Source organism: Cupriavidus respiraculi, assembly GCF_914271545.1.
Classification (GTDB): domain Bacteria; phylum Pseudomonadota; class Gammaproteobacteria; order Burkholderiales; family Burkholderiaceae; genus Cupriavidus; species Cupriavidus respiraculi.
In genome coordinates, this window is sequence record NZ_CAJZAH010000002.1 from 1,222,852 (window position 1) to 1,237,042 (window position 14,191).

Sequence of the window (14,191 nt, forward strand, 5' to 3'; positions counted from 1 at the left end):
CGCGGCCCGCCCTTTTCCGTATGCGCGCCGAGGCCGGCGCCCGGCACCCCCCTTCCCCACAGATGTTCACCATGAGCGAGTCTTCGATGCTTTCCAGCCTGCCGCCCGGCAAGAACCCTGCCCTGCGCGTCGTGCCGATGCCGGCCGACGCCAATGTCCACGGCGACGTGTTCGGCGGCTGGATCATGGCGCAGGTCGATATCGCCGGCTCCATTCCGGCGGTCGAACGCGCACAGGGACGCGTCGCCACGGTGGCGGTCAATTCCTTCCAGTTCAAGAACCCGGTGTTCGTGGGCGATCTGGTCAGCTTCTATGCGGATATCGAGAAGACTGGCCGCACGTCGATCACGGTATCGGTCGAGGTCTATGCCCAGCGCATGCGGCACAGCAACGAGATCGTCAAGGTGACGGAGGCCACGCTGACGTACGTGGCGACGGACGAATCGCGGCAGCCGAGGGTGCTGCCGGAGGGTTGATTTGGGTGGATAGTGAGGGTTCAGGCGTTCGCAGCGTCGCGAGCGATCACCCTCACCCCCGCCCCTCTCCCGCTGGCGGGAGAGGGGAGAAAACAGACGGTGTGCGAGCCCCTCAACCGAACCGCGAAAAATCCGGCTTGCGCTTCTCGAAGAAGGCGCTGAAGGCCTCCTTCGCTTCCGGCGCCTGCAGCATGCGGCGGAACACTTCGCCCTCCTGCTCCATGCGCTGCTCCACCGCCGCGGTATCCCCGCCCTTCATCAGGCGCTTGGTTTCCCGCAGCGACGACGCGGGTAGCGCCGCCAGCTTGAGCGCCTGCGCCAGCGCGAACTCGTGCAGTTCGGCCGCCGGCAGCACGCGCGTCACCAGCCCGATCTGGTGCGCCTCGGCGGCACTGAACGCCTCGCCCAGCAACAGCTTCTCCGCCGCGCGCTGGTAACCGACCAGCCGGGGCAGCAGCAGGCTCGATGCCGCTTCCGGGCATAGGCCCAGTTGCACGAAGGGCAGCGAGAATTTCGCGCTGTCCGACGCATACACCAGGTCGCAATGCAGCAGCATCGTGGTGCCGATGCCGACCGCCGCGCCGCTGACTGCGGCCACCACCGGCTTGGCGGCATGGCTGATCTGCTCCAGGAACTGGAACACCGGCGCGGCCGCCTGCGGGCCGCCGGTGGGCGGGCGCTGCATGAAATCCTCGAGGTCGTTGCCGGCGGTGAAGATCTCGGCCTTGCCCCGGATCAGGATGGCACGCACGTCGGCGTTGCCGGCCGCATCGCGAAACGCGTCGGCCAGTTGCTGGTACATCGCCGCCGTGATCGCGTTCTTCTTTTCGATGCGATCGAACTCGATGGCGAGGACACCGCGCTCGATGGTGGTAAGAATGCTCATGCCGTCTCCTTGTCGTTGTTGGTGCGGCCGGCAGCCGCCGTGCAAGCCTACATGCGCTCGAAGATTCCCGCAGCACCCATGCCGGTGCCCACGCACATCGTCACCATGCCGTACTTCAGGTTGTGACGGCGCAGCGCGTGCACGACCGTGGCCGAGCGGATCGCGCCGGTGGCCCCGAGCGGATGGCCGAGCGCAATCGCGCCGCCCATCCGGTTGACCTTGGCAGGATCGAGTTCGAGATCGCGGATCACCGCCAGCGACTGCGCGGCGAAAGCCTCGTTCAGCTCGATCCAGTCGATCTGGTCCTGCGTCATCCCTGCGGCCTTCAGCGCGGCGGGGATCGCCTCCTTCGGACCGATGCCCATGATCTCCGGCGGCACGCCGCGCACGGCGAACGACACGAAGCGCGCCAGCGGCACGAGGTTGCACTGCTTGAGGATCTTCTCGGACACCAGGATCAGCGCGCCCGAGCCGTCCGACGTCTGCGAGCTGTTGCCGGCGGTCACGCTGCCCTTGTTCGCGAACACCGGGCGCAGTTTCGCCAGCCCCTCGATCGAGGTATCGGGACGCGGGCCCTCGTCCAGCGCCAGTGTGCGGGTCTTGATGTCCACCTCGCCCGTGGCCAGGTTCGGCAGCTTCTCGACGATCTCGATCGGCGTGATCTCGTCGTTGAACTCGCCGGCCTGCTGCGCCTGCAGCGCCTTCTGGTGGGACGCGAGCGAGAAGGCGTCCTGGTCCTCGCGGCTGACCTGCCACTTCTGTGCGACCTTCTCCGCGGTCAGGCCCATGCCGTAGGCGATGCCGACGTTCTCGTCGCGGGCGAAGATCGACGGCGACATCGACGGCGTGTTGCCCATCATCGGCACCATGCTCATCGATTCCACGCCGGCCGCGATCATTACGTCGGCCTCGCCCACGCGGATGCGGTCCGCCGCCATCGCCACCGCGCTCAGGCCCGAGGCGCAGAAGCGGTTGACGGTGATGCCCCCCACGGAGGTCGGCAGGCCGGACAGCAGCGCGCCGATGCGGGCGACGTTCAGGCCCTGCTGCGCTTCCGGAATCGCGCAGCCGACGATGGCGTCCTCGATCAGCGCGGGGTCCAGCCCCGGCACCTGGGCCAGCGCGGCCTTGAGGACGGTCGCCAGCAGGTCGTCCGGGCGGTGATTCCTGAAGGCTCCCTTGGGAGCCTTGCCGATCGGCGAGCGGGTGGCGGCGACGATATAGGCGTCTTGCAGTTGTTTCATGATGTCGGTTCCTCGCTTGCCCTGTTAGTTGCGCACCGGCTTGCCGGTCTGCAGCATGCCCATGATGCGTTCCTGGGTCTTGGCCGTGCCCAGCAGTTCGATAAAGGCGCGGCGCTCCAGCGCCAGCAGCCATTCCTCGCTGACCAGCGAGCCGGCTTCCACGTCGCCGCCGCAGACGGCCTCGGCGATGCGGGTGGCGATCAGGAAGTCATGCGCCGAGATGAAGTTGCCGTCGCGCATATTGACCAGCTGCGCCTTGATGGTCGCGATACCCGAGCGCCCCGCCACCGGCACCAGCGTGCCTGCCACCGGCGGCCGGTAGCCGGCCTCGGCCAGCGCGCGCACTTCGCTGCAGGCCACGTGCAGCAGCTCGTGCACGTTGAAGACGATGGCGTCGCTCGGCTGCAGATAGCCCATCTTGCGGGCCTCCAGCGCCGAACCGGAGACCTTGGCCATGGCCGCGCTCTGGAAGCGATCGCTCAGGAACTGCAGGATGTTGTTGCTGCCCGCCGCCTGGGCCGCGCGCGCCGCGGCCAGCGCCGCTTCCTTCAGGCCGCCGCCGGCGGGCACCAGTCCCACGCCGACCTCCACCAGCCCGATATAGGTCTCGAACGCGGCAACACGCTTGGCCGAATGCAGCATCAGCTCGCAGCCGCCGCCCAGCGCGATGCCGGAGGCCGCGCACACCACCGGCACGGCGGCGTACTTGACTCGCATCATGCCGTCCTGGAACGTCTTGACGAAGGGCTCGATGCCCTTGGCACCGCCCATCATGAACGCGGGCATCGCCGCTTCCAGGTTTGCGCCCGCGGAGAACGGGCCGCCCGGCGCGCCCAGTTGCAGCGAGGTAGGCTGCCACACCACCAGTCCCTTGTAGCCGGCCTCGGCCAGGTCGATCGCGCGGGTCAGGCCTTCGATGACGTCCGGCCCGATGGTGTTCATCTTGCTCTTGAACGAGATCACCAGCACATCGTCCTGGCCCTCGTTGACCCAGATGCGCACGGCGTCGTTCTCCTCGACGGTACGGCCCGCATTGCGGGGATCGATCGCGCCGGTGCCCTTGAGCGCCGCGCGGAAGGCCTGGCGGCGATACACCGGCAGCGCGCTGCGTTCGGCGAAGGACTGCGTCGCCGGCGACCACGAGCCGCGCGGGCCGTGCACGCCCTGGTTGTCGGCCACCGGACCCTCGAACACCCAGCCCGGCAGCGGCGCCGTCGACAGCGCGCGGCCCGCCTCCACGTCCTCCCGCACCCATTCGGCGACCTGCTTCCAGCCGGCGGCCTGCCAGTCCTCGAAGGGACCGGTGTTCCAGCCGAAGCCCCAGCGGATCGCCAGGTCGATATCGGCGGCCGAGTCGGCGATCTGCTCCAGGTACACGGCGATGTAGTGGAACACGTCGCGGAATACCGCCCACAGGAACTGCGCCTGCGGATTGCCCGACTCGCGCAGCAGCCGGATGCGCTCCGCCGGCTCCTTCTTCAGCATGCGCGCGACGATTTCGTCCGCCTTCCTGCCGCCGTCGACGTACTGGCCCGTCTTCGGGTCCAGCACCTTGATGGCCTTGCCTTCCTTCCTGTAGAACCCCGCGCCGGTCTTCTGTCCCAGCGCGCCGGCATCGACCAGCCCCTTCAGTACCGCCGGCGTCTGGTACACCGGGGCGAACGGGTCGTCCTTCAGGTTGTCCTGCATGGTCTTGATGACATGGGCCATCGTGTCCAGGCCCACCACGTCGGCGGTGCGGAAGGTCGCCGACTTGGCGCGTCCCAGCTTGGACCCGGTCAGGTCGTCGACCACGTCGAAGGGGATGCCGTACTTTTCCGCCTCGGCGAACACCGCAAGGATGGAAAAGATGCCGACGCGGTTGGCGATGAAGTTCGGCGTGTCCTTGGCGCGCACCACGCCCTTGCCGAGCGTGGTGGTCAGGAAGCCCTCGAGCCGGTCCAGGATCTCCGGCTGCGTCTGCGCGGTCGGGATCAGCTCGACCAGATGCATGTAGCGCGGCGGGTTGAAGAAATGCACGCCGCAGAAGCGCGACTTCAATTCGGCGTCGAAGCCATCCGACAGCGCGGTGATCGACAGCCCCGAGGTATTGGTCGCGAAGATCGCATGCGAGGCCAGGTGCGAGGCGACCTTGCAGTACAGGTCATGCTTCCAGTCCATCCGCTCCGCGATGGCCTCGATGACCAGGTCGCACTCCTTGAGCAGCGCGAGGTCATCCTCGTAATTGGCGGCCCGGATCAGCGAGGCCTCGTCCTTCACGCCGAGCGGCGCGGGCGACAGCTTCCTCAGGTTGTCGATCGCGCGCAGCGCGATGCCGTTCTTGGGGCCTTCCTTGGCGGGCAGGTCGAACAGCACCACCGGCACGCGAGCGTTGACAAGATGCGCGGCGATCTGCGCGCCCATGACGCCGGCGCCCAGCACGGCGACCTTCTTGACGATGAAATTGGACATGCGCGCTCCTAGCGATGAGCGTTGAAAAGAATTTGGGGGTGCGGTGCGCTGCGGGTGGTGCGGGTGGCTCGCCTCCGGGTTTGCTCCCCTCTCCCGCCAGCGGGAGGGAGAGCAAACCAATGAGGAAAGCAAAGACTCAGAACAGGTCCGCGTCCAGCGCCATCAGCGTGCTGGAGCCCGCGCGCGCCATGCGGATCTGCGCGGCCGTCTCGGGCAGCAGCTTGGCGAAATAGAAGCGCGCGGTGGCCAGCTTGGCGGTGTAGAACTTGTCGCCGCCGGCCTGCTTCTCCAGCGCGATCTTGCCCATGCGCGCCCAGAAGTAGGCGAACACCAGGTGCCCGACCACCCGCAGGTACGGGACCGCCGCTGCGCCGACCTCGTCCGGATTCCCCATGGCCTTCATGCCGATTTCCATGGTGAGCTTCTGCACCTTGTCGCCCAGGTCCGCCAGCGGATTGACGAACTCCTGCATCGCTTCGTTGGTGCCCTCGGCCTCGACGAACTCCTGCACGATCTTGCCGAAGCCCTTCATCTTGGCGCCCATGTCGCCCAGGATCTTGCGGCCCAGCAGGTCCAGCGCCTGGATGGTGTTGGTGCCTTCGTAGATCATGTTGATGCGGGCATCGCGCACGTACTGCTCCATGCCCCACTCGGCGATATAGCCGTGGCCGCCGAAGACCTGCATGCCCTCGTTGGTCGCGATAAAGGCGTTGTCGGTCAGGAAGGCCTTGATCACCGGGGTCAGCAGCGCGACCAGGTCGCCGGCCTGCTTGCGCACGGCCTCGTCGGGATGCGACAGCTCGCGGTCGATCTGCAGCGCGGTCCAGTAGCTGAACGCGCGGCCGCCCTCGGCGTAGGCGCGCTGGGTCAGCAGCATGCGGCGCACGTCCGGATGCACGATGATCGGATCGGCCGGCTTGTCCGGTGCCTTCACGCCGGTCAGCGAACGCATCTGCAGGCGCTCCTTCGCGTAGGCCACGGAGTTCTGGTAGGCCACCTCGGTCAGCCCCAGGCCCTGCATGCCCACGCCCAGGCGCGCGGCGTTCATCATCACGAACATTGCGTTCAGGCCCTTGTTGGGCTCGCCCACCAGCCAGCCTTGCGCACCGTCCAGGTTCATCACGCAGGTGGCGTTGCCGTGGATGCCCATCTTGTGCTCGATCGAGCCGCAGCGGATGCCATTGCGCTCGCCGACATTGCCGCTGGCGTCCGGCACGAACTTCGGCACCACGAACAGCGAAATGCCCTTGGTGCCCTGCGGCGCGTCCGGCAGGCGCGCCAGCACCAGGTGAACGATGTTCTCGGCCAGGTCGTGCTCGCCCGCCGAAATGAAGATCTTGGTGCCGGTGAGGCGGTAGGAACCGTCGCCCGCGGGTTCGGCCTTCGTGCGCAGGATGCCGAGGTCGGTGCCGCAGTGCGGCTCGGTCAGGCACATGGTGCCGGTCCATTCGCCCGACACCAGCTTGGGCAGGTAGAGCTTCTGCAACTCCGGCGTGCCGTGCGCGTGCAGCGCCTCGTAGGCGCCATGCGACAGGCCCGGGTACATGGTCCACGCCTGGTTGGCCGAGTTGAGCATCTCGTACATGGCGTTGTTGACCAGGATCGGCAGGCCCTGGCCGCCGTACTCCGGATCGCAGCCCAGCGCGGGCCAGCCGGCCTCGACGTACTGGCGGTAGGCTTCCTTGAACCCCTTGGGCGCCGTCACGACGCCGTCGCCGACGTAGGTGCAACCCTCCCGGTCGCCGCTCTGGTTCAGCGGGAACACGACTTCCGAGCAAAACTTGCCGGCTTCCTCGATCACCTGGTTGATGGTGTCCGCGTCGATGTCGGCGTGCCGGGGCATCGCCTTGAGCTCGGCTTCGACGCCAAGCAGTTCATGGAGCACGAACTGCATATCGCGCAACGGTGCGGTGTACTGGCCCATCAAGATCTCCTTGAAATTATGCTAAGCCGCCACGCCACCGATGCCCGCTGGCAAAGATAGGTCGGAACGGCCTCAGGTACGGTAAGACTGAATCAGCTTGTCCAATGCGAACATCGCCAGGTCCGCGCTGCCGGGCAGGCGCAGGAAGCGGGCGTCGTGGTGCAGGCCCAGTTCGAGGCTGTACATCTCGAACAGCATCAGGCGCGGATCGCAGTCCGCGCGCAGATGCCCCTCGTCGCGCGCCTGGTCGATGGCGCGCAGCAATGCGGCGCGCCAGATGGTCACGCTCTTGACCAGTTCGTCGCGCACCGGGCTTTCGGCGCGGTCGTCGTATTCCACCGCGCCGCTGATATAGATGCAACCGGTGGTCACCTCCTGGATCCGCTTCTCGATCCAGCGACGCACCATCGACCACAACCGGGGCAAACCCCGCGGCTCGTTCAGCGAGGGGTAGAACACCTCCTGCTCGAACCGCCGGTGATATTCGCGAACCACTTCCACTTGCAGGTCCTCGCGCGAACCGAAATGCGCGAATACCCCGCTCTTGCTCATCTGCATGCGCTCGGCGAGCAGGCCGATCGTCAGCCCCTCCAGCCCGTCGCGCGAAGACAGTTCCAGGGCCGCATCCAGGATCGCCGCGCGCGTCATCTCGCCTTTGCGCATGGGCGTGGCGCTGGTGGACGCGGCGGATTCTAGGCGGGCTGTCGGGGTGCGCATGATGATCTTTTCTCCGTGCTTTGCGGCGCCAACTCGGCATACCGCGAATGACTCGACGTCGGTGATTCGTTATCGGCGGCGCCTGGCCACCCTGAATGCCCGCAGTCTAAGCCAAAAAGAACGGTCGTTCAGATTATTGTGCGCGCGCCGTGCCGGCGGCAAGGCATTAGATTAGACCTTCATGTCTAATCCACCGCGGCGCAGCATAGTGGACGGGCGCGCCGGTACGGCACCGGCTTGCCGGACGGACGCGGTTTTGTCGCGAAGCAGCAGCGGATGGCCGGTCAGTAGCGCCCGGCGGCGCCGGCCACGACGACGCCGAACCGCAACAGCAGATAGGCGGCCCAGTCGACGAAGCGGCGCAGCCGGCCGCGGCGGGCATGGGTTTCGAGCCGGACTTCGGTACTGCGCAGTTCGATCGCCCGCTCCAGTTCGCCGCGCAGTTCGGCCGCGAAGGCGCGGTCATAGACGGCGATGTTGGCCTCGCGCGCCAGCAGCAGGCTGAAGGGATCCATGTTGCTGGAGCCGACCGTGGCCCATTCGTCGTCGACCGTGGCGACCTTGGCGTGCAGGAAGCTCTCGGCGTATTCGTGGATCTCGACCCCCGCCTCCAGCAAGGTCGCGTACAGCGCATGGGTGGCGTAGTGCTGCAGCTTGTACTCGACCATGCCCTGCAGCAGCAGGCGCACGCGCACGCCGCGGGAGCGGCAGGCAAGCAGCGCGCGCCGCATCTTGTGGCCGGGCAGGAAATAGGCGTTGGCGATCACGACCTCGTGGCGCGCCGAGCCGAGCGCCCGCAGGTATTCGCGTTCGATGGTGCGGCGGTTGCGCAGGTTGTCGCGCAGCAGCAGCGCCGCGCGCACGCCCTCGCGCGATTCGAAGCGCGCGTCCTCCTGCCACAGCGGCAGGCTGGCGTGCGGCGTGTATTCGGCCGCCATGCCGGCCAGTCCGGTGGCGCGCAGCGACAGCCGCCACCAGAGCCGCTCGGCGCTCAGCGCGATATGGTCGACCAGCGGGCCGGTCACGCTGACGGCGAAGTCGTAGCGCGGACCGAGGCGGGCCTGCTCGAAGGGTCCGTGGTTCAGGTCGTCGATGATATTGATGCCGCCGACGAAGGCGATGCGGCGGTCCACCACGGCGACCTTGCGGTGCATGCGCCGCAGATGCTTGCGCCCGACGCGAAAGCCGCGCAAGGGACGGTAGACCTGCAGCAGCACGCCGCCCTGGCGCAGGTGCTGGGCCAGCGCCTGCGGCATGTCGCCCGCGCCGAAGCCGTCCACCACCAGCCGCACCTCCACGCCGCGCGCAGCAGCGCGCAGCAGCGCATCGGCCACCGCCCTGCCCACCGCGTCGTCGGCATAGATATAGGTTTCGAGCGCGATGGTGTGGGCGGCCTCGTCGATGGCCGCGATCAGCGCCGGGAAGTACTCCTGCCCGCCGCGCAGCAGCGTGACCGCATTGCCCGCCACGGGCCTGCCGTGCCGGGCGCGCGGATAGGCCGCGATGCGGTCGCGCGCGGCGGCCATCGCGGCATCGTCGTGCGGGTCGGCAAGGCTGGTGGACGAACTCTGCATGCGGATGTCGGCCTAATGGCGCCGGTGGCCGCGGTGAGGGCGGCGAGCCGGCTTCTCTGCTATCGTCGCCAGTTCTGGCGCGACAACCCCTGGACCATCGTGAAGGTATTCGGTATCGCCGGCTCGTCCGGCAGCGGCAAGACCACCCTGCTGGATCGGCTCATCCCCCGCCTTGTCGGGGCCGGGCTGCGGGTGGCCGGCATCAAGCATACGCACCATGGATTCGATCCCGATACGCCCGGCAAGGATTCGTGGCGGATGCGGGAAGCGGGCTGCGCCAACGTGGTGCTGGTGGGCGAAAGCCATCTGACGCTGATGCGCCGCTACCCGGCCGACACGCCCCCGACGTTGTCCGACGCGCTGGCGCTGCTGCCGCGCGACACCGACCTCGTGCTCGTCGAGGGCTACAAGCGCAGCGATTTCCCCAAGCTCGAGATCTATCGTCCGGCCCACGGCAAGCCGCCCCTGTGGCCCGAGTTTCCGGGCATCGTCGCGGTGGCCACCGACGCCCCGGAAGAACTCGCGCAGCGCACCGCGCTGCCCGTGCTGGACCTGGCCGATATCGACGCGTTGTCCGCCTTGGTCAGGCGCACGGTGAACTTGTAGTCGCGCGTCGCGCACGTCTGGCTCAGGCGCCGGCGAGCTTGCCCTGGCGCGTGGCCAGATCCGCCTCGGGGACCTGCGGCCGGCACAGCTCGGCAACCAGCGGCACGTGATCGGAGCGCTGCGCCCAGTCGCGCCCGGTCAGCGCATGCGCGCGCTCGATCTCGAAGCCGCGTACATAGATGCGGTCCAGCTGCCACCACGGCATGTGGCTGGGAAACGTGTGCAGCCGCGCGCCGCGCGCCTGCGAGGCCTCCACCGCGCCCAGCGTGGTGCAGATCAGCGCGTCCAGCCGGTGGTTCCAGTCGTTGAAGTCGCCCGCGATGACCAGCGGCGCGTCGGCGGGCACCACGTTGCGCACCCGCTCCACCAGCGCCTCTGCCTGGCGCGCGCGGCTGCGGGCGAACAGCCCGAAATGCACGCAGATCAGATGCGACTCGATGCCGTTGACGTCGGCCACCGCGTGCAGCAAGCCCCGCTGCTCGAAGCGGTGATCGGAGATATCGAGGTTCTCGGACATCAGGATCGGATGGCGCGACAGGATGGCGTTGCCATGGTGCCCGTGGTCGTAGACCGCGTTGCGTCCGTACACCGAATGCGGGTAGGCATCGGTGGCGAGGTAATTCAGCTGGGTATGGTCCGAATCGAACAGCGAGGCGGCGACCAGCCGGTCGTTGCGGTCCTGGACCTCCTGCAGGAAGACGATGTCGGCGTCGACGGTCTGCAGGCCATCGCGCACGGTATGGATGCGCGGGCGGCGGGCGAAGCCGGTCAGGCCCTTGTGGATGTTGTAGGTCACCACGCGCAGCTTCATCGCGCGGCCCTCGTCGCCGCGGCGGTGGCCGCGCCCTCGCGCCACGCCAGCTGGCGCACCGCCTCGGCGTTGCTGCTGGAGAAGCACCGCTCGGCGGCCTCCTGCCACGGCAGCCACGCCCATTGCAGATGTTCGCGGGGCGCCAGGGTGACCGGCAGCGGCCGGTTCACGCACAGGCCGAACCAGTGCTCGACATTGCGCGTGACGCCCGGCGCATAGCGGTGGCGCCATTGCGGGTAGATGTCGTACTCGATGCTGTGGCCCCAGTCCTGCAGCCGATGTTCGCCCGCGATGATGCCGGTTTCCTCCGCCACCTCGCGCGCGGCCGTCAGGGCCAGCGGTTCGTCCAGGGTATCGAGGCTGCCGGTCACGGACTGCCAGAAGCCCGGCCGGTCGGCCCGTTCGAGCAGCAGTACCTGGAGATCGGTCGTATAGATCACGACCAATACGGATTCGGGAATCTTGTGAGGCATGGGTTCAGGGCGATCGGCAGGCACCAAGCTTAACGCAGATGGCAGGCGATGCCACCGGTGACTGTCCGACAAGCGGCGTTGCCACCGCCCGGGCGCTCAGGCGCGTTCCGCGGCCGGATGGCCGGCTTCGCTGTCGCGCAGCCAGGCCTCGAACACCTCCGGAGAGTCGCCGTGGCCCCAGGCCGCGCGCAGCTGCTGCATCAGCGGCGCCAGCGTGCGCGTATACCGCAACGAGGCGGCGTGGGCCTGCGCGGCGAGGCGGTCGGCCTCCTCGCGCGCCCGCTCCAGCATCTCGCTGCGGGCCTGGGCGATTTCCTTCTCGCGCTGGCCGAGCGTGTTGTACTTCTGGATCAGGAAGCGCTGGTAGTCGCCCGCTTCCGCGCCCTGCGCCGCCTGGGCATTGACCTGCTCGAAGCGCAGCACGATGCTGCCAGTCTCCTGTTCGATCTGCGCGGCCTCGGCGGCCAGCGCCTGCGCGGCCTCGTGCAGGCGCAACGCCTCGCGCCGGTGGGCCTGCAGGCGCGCGGCCTCGTCGTCGAACGTGCGCTGGGCGGCGAGATAGGCCTGGACCACGGGCTGCGGCGCCACGACCAGCAGCGGATTGGCCCCGCTCGCCCGGCGCCCCGGCAGCAGCGCGTCCTCGGCCAGACGCAGGTTGCCCAGCTCCTCGAGCCAGCGGCCCCGCGCCATCACGGTGGCCACGGTATCGAGGGCCACGCGGCGCAGCGCCTCGGCGCGCTGGGTCTCCACCGGACCCGAGGGGGAGCCGCCGTGCGAGCCGCCATTGACCTGTGCGGCCTGGGCGATGTCCGGCACGCAGGCGGCCACCGTGGTCGCGACCGATTCGGACATGGCCACGACCGAGCGGCGCACGGCGCGCCGCAGTTCGAAGCGCGCCACCAGCATCATCACCAGCCCGGCCACCAGCCAGGTCAGGATGGTCTCCGCGTGGGCCAACAAAAACTGACGGATCAGCTCGATATCCAGGTTCACGGTCATTCTTCCTTCGTTGCCGCGAGCGCCCGGGAGCGAGCGCCCGGCGAGTGCTCAAAAGGTGGCAGACATTGCGGGACCCCGCTTCGTTCCGCGAGGTAACAATTGGAAACCGCGCTAAAGCCAGGGAAAGCACGGGAGCGCGGGGAGCGCCCCGCCACCGATGGAAGCGGCCGCGGCCGCCTCCATCGTACCGTCTGCCTCAGGCCGCCGGCTTGGCTTCGGTCGCGCGCAGGCGGATATGGAGCTCGCGCAGCTGCTTCTCGTCGACCGAGCTGGGCGCCTGCGTCAGCAGGTCCTGGGCGCGCTGCGTCTTCGGGAAGGCGATCACGTCGCGGATCGAATCGGCACCGGCCATCATGGTGACGATGCGGTCCAGGCCGAAGGCGATGCCGCCATGCGGGGGCGCGCCGTATTGCAGCGCGTCCAGCAGGTAGCCGAACTTGACCCGTGCCTCTTCCTCGCTGATCTTGAGCGCGCGGAACACCTTGCTCTGCACGTCCTCGCGATAGATACGCACCGAGCCGCCGCCGATTTCCCAGCCGTTGAGCACCATGTCGTAGGCCTTGGCGATGCACTTGCCCGGATCGGTGGCCAGGTATTCGAGGTGCTCGTCCTTCGGGCTGGTAAACGGATGGTGCATGGCCACCCAGCGCGCGTCTTCCTCGTCGTACTCGAACATCGGGAAGTCGACCACCCACAGCGGCTTCCATGCGTCCTCGAACAGGCCGTTGGCCTTGCCGAACTCCGAGTGGCCGATCTTCAGGCGCAGCGCGCCGATGGCGTCGTTGACGACCTTGGCCTTGTCGGCGCCGAAGAACAGGATGTCGCCGTCCTGCGCGCCGCTGCGCTTGAGGATCTCCGCGATCGCGGCGTCGTGCAGATTCTTGACGATCGGCGACTGCAGGCCGTCACGGCCCTTCGCCACCTCGTTGACCTTGATCCAGGCCAGGCCCTTGGCGCCGTAGATCCCGACGAACTGGGTGTAGCCGTCGATCTCGCCGCGCGAGATCTGGCCGCCGCCCGGCACGCGCAGCGCCACCACGCGGCCGCTGTCGCTGTTGGCCGGCGCCGAGAACACCTTGAAGTCGACATCCTTCATCACGTCGGTCAGCTCGGTGAATTCGAGCTTCACGCGCAGGTCCGGCTTGTCCGAGCCGAAGCGGGCCATGGCCTCGCGGAATTCCATCACCGGGAAGGTCGCGGCCAGGTCCACGTCGATGGTGTTCTTGAACACCGTGCGGATCATGGTCTCGAACAGGTCGCGGATGTCCTGCTCCGTCAGGAATGACGTTTCGCAGTCGATCTGCGTGAATTCGGGCTGGCGGTCCGCGCGCAGGTCCTCGTCGCGGAAGCACTTGGTGATCTGGTAGTAGCGGTCGAAGCCGGACACCATCAGCATCTGCTTGAACAGCTGCGGCGACTGCGGCAGCGCGAAGAAGTGGCCCGGGTTGGTCCGCGACGGCACCAGGTAGTCGCGCGCCCCCTCGGGGGTGCTCTTGCCCAGCATCGGCGTTTCGATGTCGATGAAGCCCTGCGCGTCCAGGTACTTGCGCACTTCCATCGCCACCTTGTAGCGCAGGCGCAGGTTGTACTGCATCTGCGGGCGGCGCAGGTCCAGCACGCGGTGCGTGAGGCGCGTGGTTTCGGACAGGTTGTCGTCGTCCAGCTGGAACGGGGGCGTCACCGACGGGTTCAGCACGGCCAGCTCGTGGCACAGCACCTCGATCTTGCCCGAGGTCAGGTTGGCGTTCTCGGTGCCCGCCGGACGCGCCCGGACCTTGCCGGTTACGCGGATGCAGAACTCATTGCGGATGTCCTCGGCGATCTTGAACATTTCCGGACGGTCGGGATCGCACACGACCTGCACCAGACCCTCGCGGTCGCGCAGGTCGATGAAGATCACGCCGCCGTGATCGCGGCGGCGCTGGACCCAGCCGGTCAGGGCCACTTCCTGGCCCGTCAGTTGTTCGGTCACCAGACCGCAGTAGTGAGTACGCATGGAGGACATGGAGAATTCCCGGATAAGCGCGGCC

12 protein-coding genes are annotated in these 14,191 nt (G+C 67.9%); 2 read left to right on the forward strand and 10 right to left on the reverse strand.

Annotated features, from left to right (window positions below; all coding sequences use genetic code 11):
- Nucleotides 1-71: 71 nt before the first annotated feature.
- Entirely contained in the window at nt 72-476 is a 405-nt protein-coding gene (locus LDO27_RS13470) for an acyl-CoA thioesterase (protein ID WP_222202054.1), read from the forward strand.
- 112 nt (nt 477-588) lie between these two features.
- Here LDO27_RS13470 and LDO27_RS13475 read toward each other — a convergent pair whose 3' ends face one another.
- From LDO27_RS13475 to clsB, 6 genes are all read right to left on the reverse strand, one after another.
- Complete coding sequence (locus LDO27_RS13475) at nt 589-1,362, reverse strand: enoyl-CoA hydratase (RefSeq protein WP_224042207.1); 774 nt, start codon at nt 1,360-1,362, stop codon at nt 589-591.
- Between the two features lie 47 nt (nt 1,363-1,409).
- Nucleotides 1,410-2,609 (reverse strand): acetyl-CoA C-acyltransferase, encoded by a 1,200-nt coding sequence (locus LDO27_RS13480; RefSeq protein ID WP_224042558.1) that lies wholly within the window; start codon nt 2,607-2,609, stop codon nt 1,410-1,412.
- A 21-nt stretch (nt 2,610-2,630) separates the two neighbouring features.
- Nucleotides 2,631-5,057, reverse strand: coding sequence for a 3-hydroxyacyl-CoA dehydrogenase/enoyl-CoA hydratase family protein (locus LDO27_RS13485; protein ID WP_224042208.1), 2,427 nt, complete (start codon nt 5,055-5,057; stop codon nt 2,631-2,633).
- Between the two features lie 136 nt (nt 5,058-5,193).
- Nucleotides 5,194-6,981: an acyl-CoA dehydrogenase C-terminal domain-containing protein gene (locus LDO27_RS13490; RefSeq protein WP_222202060.1), complete on the reverse strand. Its 1,788-nt coding sequence runs from the start codon at nt 6,979-6,981 to the stop codon at nt 5,194-5,196.
- Between the two features lie 72 nt (nt 6,982-7,053).
- Nucleotides 7,054-7,644, reverse strand: coding sequence for a TetR/AcrR family transcriptional regulator (locus LDO27_RS13495; protein WP_222202376.1), 591 nt, complete (start codon nt 7,642-7,644; stop codon nt 7,054-7,056).
- A gap of 338 nt (nt 7,645-7,982) precedes the next feature.
- Nucleotides 7,983-9,224: a cardiolipin synthase ClsB gene (clsB, locus tag LDO27_RS13500; protein ID WP_224042559.1), complete on the reverse strand. Its 1,242-nt coding sequence runs from the start codon at nt 9,222-9,224 to the stop codon at nt 7,983-7,985.
- A gap of 147 nt (nt 9,225-9,371) precedes the next feature.
- Between clsB and mobB the strand changes: the two genes are divergently transcribed.
- Entirely contained in the window at nt 9,372-9,878 is a 507-nt protein-coding gene (gene mobB, locus LDO27_RS13505; RefSeq protein ID WP_224042560.1) for a molybdopterin-guanine dinucleotide biosynthesis protein B, read from the forward strand.
- A gap of 22 nt (nt 9,879-9,900) precedes the next feature.
- Here the strand turns inward: mobB and LDO27_RS13510 are convergent, their stop codons facing one another.
- The 4 genes from LDO27_RS13510 to aspS all read right to left on the reverse strand — a co-directional run bounded on the left by LDO27_RS13510 (nt 9,901) and on the right by aspS (nt 14,166).
- Nucleotides 9,901-10,689 (reverse strand): endonuclease/exonuclease/phosphatase family protein, encoded by a 789-nt coding sequence (locus LDO27_RS13510; RefSeq protein WP_222202064.1) that lies wholly within the window; start codon nt 10,687-10,689, stop codon nt 9,901-9,903.
- On the reverse strand, nt 10,686-11,162 hold the full coding sequence (gene nudB, locus LDO27_RS13515; protein WP_224042210.1) for a dihydroneopterin triphosphate diphosphatase: 477 nt from the start codon (nt 11,160-11,162) through the stop codon (nt 10,686-10,688). The genes LDO27_RS13510 and nudB overlap by 4 nt, the downstream gene beginning before the upstream one ends.
- A gap of 96 nt (nt 11,163-11,258) precedes the next feature.
- Nucleotides 11,259-12,155 carry a hypothetical protein gene (locus tag LDO27_RS13520; RefSeq protein WP_224042561.1) on the reverse strand — a complete coding sequence of 299 codons (897 nt, stop codon included), beginning with the start codon at nt 12,153-12,155 and terminating at the stop codon, nt 11,259-11,261.
- Between the two features lie 202 nt (nt 12,156-12,357).
- Nucleotides 12,358-14,166, reverse strand: a complete 1,809-nt coding sequence (gene aspS, locus LDO27_RS13525) for an aspartate--tRNA ligase (protein WP_222202068.1) — start codon at nt 14,164-14,166, stop codon at nt 12,358-12,360.
- Nucleotides 14,167-14,191: the final 25 nt, after the last annotated feature.

What these genes read in the sequence shown, in the direction of transcription:
- LDO27_RS13470 (WP_222202054.1), top strand. Translation starts at nt 72, where the DNA reads ATGAGCGAGTCTTCGATGCTTTCCAGCCTGCCGCCCGGCAAGAACCCT.
- LDO27_RS13475 (WP_224042207.1), bottom strand. Translation starts at nt 1,362, where the DNA reads ATGAGCATTCTTACCACCATCGAGCGCGGTGTCCTCGCCATCGAGTTC.
- LDO27_RS13485 (WP_224042208.1), bottom strand. Translation starts at nt 5,057, where the DNA reads ATGTCCAATTTCATCGTCAAGAAGGTCGCCGTGCTGGGCGCCGGCGTC.
- LDO27_RS13490 (WP_222202060.1), bottom strand. Translation starts at nt 6,981, where the DNA reads ATGGGCCAGTACACCGCACCGTTGCGCGATATGCAGTTCGTGCTCCAT.
- LDO27_RS13495 (WP_222202376.1), bottom strand. Translation starts at nt 7,644, where the DNA reads ATGCGCAAAGGCGAGATGACGCGCGCGGCGATCCTGGATGCGGCCCTG.
- clsB (WP_224042559.1), bottom strand. Translation starts at nt 9,224, where the DNA reads ATGGCCGCCGCGCGCGACCGCATCGCGGCCTATCCGCGCGCCCGGCAC.
- LDO27_RS13510 (WP_222202064.1), bottom strand. Translation starts at nt 10,689, where the DNA reads ATGAAGCTGCGCGTGGTGACCTACAACATCCACAAGGGCCTGACCGGC.
- nudB (WP_224042210.1), bottom strand. Translation starts at nt 11,162, where the DNA reads ATGCCTCACAAGATTCCCGAATCCGTATTGGTCGTGATCTATACGACC.
- aspS (WP_222202068.1), bottom strand. Translation starts at nt 14,166, where the DNA reads ATGTCCTCCATGCGTACTCACTACTGCGGTCTGGTGACCGAACAACTG.